Source organism: Daejeonella sp., assembly GCF_049655485.1.
Taxonomy (GTDB): Bacteria; Bacteroidota; Bacteroidia; order Sphingobacteriales; family Sphingobacteriaceae; genus Daejeonella.
This window is the reverse complement of the sequence record NZ_JBASJU010000080.1, coordinates 1-4772: the sequence shown is the minus strand read 5'-3', so window position 1 is coordinate 4772 and position 4772 is coordinate 1. Positions and strand designations below refer to the sequence as shown.

Genomic DNA, 4772 nt, shown 5'->3' with positions numbered 1-4772 from the left:
TTAAATAATTCCCTCATTTCATGTTATCAATCAGGCAATTAAAAAATGAAATACTAACTTTTTTATACTGGCCTTAATGAGAGGCTACCAAAAATAGGAGCGATACATTACAACGACGGCCTTAGTGTGAGTTTAAAAGGCACCTCTACCTGCTCTCTGGAATTGGATAATATTAACTGAGCTGCAATTAATCCCATTTGATGAAAATCGGTGGAGATAGTAGTAATCCCATTTAAAATCACTTTTTTAAGAGGGGTTTCGTTATAAGAAATAATTCCAACCTGTTTCCCAATTCTAAAATCCAGTAACATGATTCGCTCAATTAAAGTAACCAGATCAACTTCCATAACATTAATGTACACTTCTCCCTCGTTTATTGGCTCTTCCAAAACATTACTAATCACCTTGTAGGAAAAAGTATGATCCTGACAGAAGTTTTTAAAACCCTTCAATATCTCGGGAGGATAATAACTATTTTCAGGGAAGATAATTTTTAACGTATGATATTTAGCTAACTCATCAATTGCTTCGTTAAGGCCATTGTAAATATCCCATTCAAAATTTTCATACGCTGCCGCGTATTCACCGGTTAAGCCTGGAACTAATTTATCTAATAACAAAAGTTTTTCTTTCGGAATAGTATTAATGATCTCATGTGCGTTTGCCCCCCCCTCAATAAAGTGGGGTATTATCACATAATGGGTATAATCATCTTTTCTATTTGAGAGCAGTCTTTTAAATAACAGGAAATCATTATTATATATATAAAAGTCTATTAAAGCATTTTCACCCAACGATTCGATAAATGAGTCATAAATTGTCTTTTTATGGGAGCTAAGCTTATTGAATAGTAAGAAAATCTTGAATGTCTGTAGAAATTCAATGTTTTTTATAAAATATCCTCTTCTTGGAACCGCTTCAATTATCCCACTGTTCTTAAGACATTTATAGCCTCTTTCTACTGTATCTCTTGCAATATCAAGTTCTATACTCAATTCATTAATGGAAGGCATTTTTTCGCCTTTTTGAATATTTCCGCTCTCAATTTCTCTTTTTACAGAATTGACGATCTGTAAATACTTAGGAGTAATAGAATATTCATCTACGTTGATCAAATCTATCAGTCCTAACTTTTTCATACCATTCAAAGTAATTTCATGTTTAACATTTTTATGTGTAGACCAAGCTCCTGATTAATTTTAGTGAATTAAATGTTGTGGGAAATCTTCTATTTTTTCACAACCCAGTTGATCCATTATTTGTTGCAACTGAACTTTTAAAATAGAGATAGTATGGTCACCCCCTTCTCTACCTAAGGCTCCAACACCATACATGAAAGCTCTTCCCATAAATGTAAATTCAGCGCCCGAGGCCAAAGATCTCGAAATATCAGGTCCTGATCTAAGTCCTCCATCAATCATTACCTTTATCTGTTTTCCATATTTAGCAGCAAGATTTTTAAGTGGTTTGATTGTTGATTCCGCCGCGTCTAATTGTCTCCCTCCATGGTTAGAAACTATAATTCCATCAACACCCATGCTGATTGCTTTTTGGGCATCTTCCTCACTTACAACTCCCTTTAACACAAGCGCTCCCTTCCACATTTCACGTATTGGTGCTAACTTGTCTACATCAACTCTTCCGGTAAATTTTGCATTCATAAATTGGCCTAATTTGCTGAGGTTCAGAGTTTTAGGCATATAAGGATCTAAAGTGGCAAAACCCGGTATACCCGCTTTTAATGTTTCCAGCGACCATACAGGACGACCTACAGCCTGAAGAATATTCCTAACAGACATTTTTGGTGGCATTGCTAAACCATTTCGAATATCCCTTGGTCGATATCCGAAAGAGGGAACATCTACTAGCACAACCAAGACCGGGCATTGAGCAGCGGCAGCTCTTTTTAAAATGTCATTTCTCAGCGTATTTTCTGTAGGGTGGTATAATTGAAACCACGATCTGCCTTCAGACAATTCTGCGATGCGTTCTATACTGCTCGTTGAAACAGTACTCAAGATATATGGAATATTATGTTTTAAGGCTGCCTTAGCTAAGATTTCGGGTGAGTTTGGCCAAATTAAACCCTGTAATCCAATGGGAGCTATCCCTATCGGAGCATCATAAACATGACCAAAAAGGCTTGTACTCAAATCAGTTCCACTATGTTTCTTCAAGTATTGAGGCATTAAAACAACGTCCTGCAAATCGGAGATATTTCTATCTAAATTTACATCTTCATTGCACCCTCCTTCAAGGTAGTCAAAAGCAAATTTCGGAATTCTCCTTTTTGCCTTTTTCCTTAAATCTTGCATGGAGGGATATTGAGTATTATAAGTCAAAACACTTTTGTTCTCGTTCATTTTTTTTAAAAATAATATTTCCTGATGATACGTATACAGGTGATTTCAAAATCTGTCATCCCCGTCACATAAGTAAAAGTATCTTTTACCCACTTCGTTAATACCCGAATATCATCACACAGGAAGCCATCTTCATCTAAAATTTCATCAAATTTCACCGAACTCTCCCATTGGATGGGATATTGATCGTCTAACAAAAATATTTTTTTGTTGGTCTTGCCAATATCGAATATGGCTATTACAGGGGTTGGCAAGGTGTTGGTGCTTAGTTTCATATCTCAAGTCTCACATCTCGTTTCTCAAATCTCGTATCTGGCCTTCCGCTTCTCACAAGCCCGTTGTAAGAGATTTCAATCCTCTCTTCTGTATAAGACGTTCCCTTACTTTTTCTTTACGGTAAACATCCAAAGGATTTAAAGCAGCCCCTGAACGTAAACGGGCTTCTGCCACCAGCGGCCTTACATCCGTACGGAATGCGTTTTGCAATATTTCTTGCGCGATAGCCACATCGTTTTTGTTTTGATTCGCAGTTAATTCCCGTCTATCAACCAATAGGGCTTGTGCATAAGAAATCATAATAGCTTCAACAGATTGCAACAAATCTTCGAGCGGATCTTTTACATTATGTGATGCGTCGATCATCCATGCTAAATCCGTTGCATGATTCATACGCTTTACATCCATCCCATCAATCAGTTCATTAAATATTAAAAATAACTGATAAGGTTTGATACTTCCAACGGTAAGGTCATCATCTCCATATTTTGAATCATTGAAATGGAAGCCACCCAATTTACTTTCCATCAGTAATAATGACACAATCTGCTCTATGTTTGTATTTGGCAAGTGATGACCTAGATCCACCAGTGTATAAGCCTTCTCACCTAACTTGTTTGCATACAATAACGACTGCCCCCAATCGCCAATAGTCGTCGAATAAAAATTAGGCTCAAATGCCTTATATTCAATATATATTTTCCAATCGGCAGGTAAAGCCGCATATATTTCTGTTAACCCTTCTAGTGTATTTTGAAATGCATGCCTGAAATTCAACTGGCCCGGGAAACAGGAGCCATCTGCCACCCAAACTGTTAAAGACTTTGAACCTAATTGAATACCATGGTCTATAACTTCAATATTATGCTCTATTGCCTGCCTACGGATAAGTTTATTTGAATGCTGTAACGAACCGAATTTATAACTGTATTGCTGATTAAGTTGATCCTGAAACGTGTTTGAATTTACTGCATCAAAACGCAAATTATATTCAAGAGCCAATTCTTTAGTAGCATTTATATTTTGTGGGATATCCCAGGGAATATGTAATGATATAGCACCACTTGATTGATTCAATGCATGTATCAAACCTATATCTTCCATTTTCTCGCCCAGGCTACGTGGCTCTCCCCCATTCGGAAAGCGCCCAAACCTGGTTCCACCTGTACCCAAAGCCCAGCTTGGAATTGCTATTTGAAAATCAATCAATTTTTGTAATATGACCTCGATATTTTCAATACCGGCAGCAACGAATTCGAATTTGCGTGTATGTTCAGCCAACAAAGGCTGATTGTAATTACTTACAGTAGATTTGTCTATACGCATTTATCACTTTTTATACTTTCAGGGCAAGTAAAATACTTCTTTTAAAGAAGTGCTAAGGGGGGAATTATCTGAGTTAGATTCCATAATATCCTTCATGTACAACCACCACTTTTGCATTATCGGATGGGAACTTAAGTTATCCACTAATCCTATTTCTTCAACGTTGAATACTCCAAATAGATTATTACTCGTTTCATCCAAAAAAATAGAGTACTCTCGAATGCCTGCCGCCTTTAATAGCTGTTGCAACTCCGGCCACAACTCATCATGGCGCCTTTTATATTCGGCTTCGAAGCCTTTGTGAAGCTGCATTTTGAATGCAATGCGTGCCATGAGTGTTTCAGTTTTAAATTTAACGTAAAAAAGCTGCTGCAACTCCTCCATCTACATTCAGTGTGTTACCAGTAGACTTTTTCAGCAGTCCGCCTGCAAATGCAAAGCAGGCGTTCGCAATATCATCTGGTAAAATTGCGTCGTTCATCAATGTGCGTTTTGCGTAATATTCAGGCAACTCTGCTACACTAATACCATAGGCTTTAGCTCTTCCTTCTGCCCATCCTCCGGCCCAAATATTTGAATCGGAGATCACGGCATCCGGGTTAACTGCATTCACCCGAATTTTATCAGCACCTAATTCGGTGGCAAGTAAACGCGTAAGATGGGCCTGTGCTGCTTTTGCGGACCCATACCCCGTATTGTTTGGCCCTGCTACCACAGAATTTTTAGAAACAATATTTACAATATCACCACCAATCCCTTGTTTGCGCATAATTTCAACAGCGGTTTTTGAGACCAAAAATGTACCCT

The 4772-nt window shown here is 37.7% G+C and carries 6 protein-coding genes; all 6 read right to left on the bottom strand.

Annotated elements, in window-relative coordinates:
- Positions 1–107: 107 nt before the first annotated feature.
- Positions 108–1139 carry a GntR family transcriptional regulator gene (locus WBJ10_RS03405; protein WP_424288150.1) on the bottom strand — a complete coding sequence of 344 codons (1032 nt, stop codon included), beginning with the start codon at positions 1137–1139 and terminating at the stop codon, positions 108–110.
- A gap of 60 nt (positions 1140–1199) precedes the next feature.
- Complete coding sequence (locus WBJ10_RS03400; protein WP_424288149.1) at positions 1200–2363, bottom strand: alpha-hydroxy acid oxidase; 1164 nt, start codon at positions 2361–2363, stop codon at positions 1200–1202.
- A gap of 5 nt (positions 2364–2368) precedes the next feature.
- A complete protein-coding gene (locus tag WBJ10_RS03395) occupies positions 2369–2638 on the bottom strand; it encodes a hypothetical protein (protein ID WP_424288148.1) in 270 nt (89 codons plus the stop codon).
- A gap of 52 nt (positions 2639–2690) precedes the next feature.
- Positions 2691–3965: a sugar isomerase gene (locus tag WBJ10_RS03390; RefSeq protein WP_424288147.1), complete on the bottom strand. Its 1275-nt coding sequence runs from the start codon at positions 3963–3965 to the stop codon at positions 2691–2693.
- Positions 3966–3983: 18 nt separating this feature from the next.
- Positions 3984–4298, bottom strand: a complete 315-nt coding sequence (gene rhaM, locus WBJ10_RS03385) for an L-rhamnose mutarotase (RefSeq protein WP_424288146.1) — start codon at positions 4296–4298, stop codon at positions 3984–3986.
- Between the two features lie 19 nt (positions 4299–4317).
- Positions 4318–4772 (bottom strand): SDR family oxidoreductase (locus tag WBJ10_RS03380; protein WP_424288145.1); only part of this gene is annotated, 455 nt, incomplete at its 5' end.

Excerpts from the sequence above, each read along its gene's own strand:
- WBJ10_RS03405 (WP_424288150.1), bottom strand. The coding sequence starts at position 1,139 with ATGAAAAAGTTAGGACTGATAGATTTGATCAACGTAGATGAATATTCT.
- WBJ10_RS03400 (WP_424288149.1), bottom strand. The coding sequence starts at position 2,363 with ATGAACGAGAACAAAAGTGTTTTGACTTATAATACTCAATATCCCTCC.
- WBJ10_RS03395 (WP_424288148.1), bottom strand. The coding sequence starts at position 2,638 with ATGAAACTAAGCACCAACACCTTGCCAACCCCTGTAATAGCCATATTC.
- WBJ10_RS03390 (WP_424288147.1), bottom strand. The coding sequence starts at position 3,965 with ATGCGTATAGACAAATCTACTGTAAGTAATTACAATCAGCCTTTGTTG.
- rhaM (WP_424288146.1), bottom strand. The coding sequence starts at position 4,298 with ATGGCACGCATTGCATTCAAAATGCAGCTTCACAAAGGCTTCGAAGCC.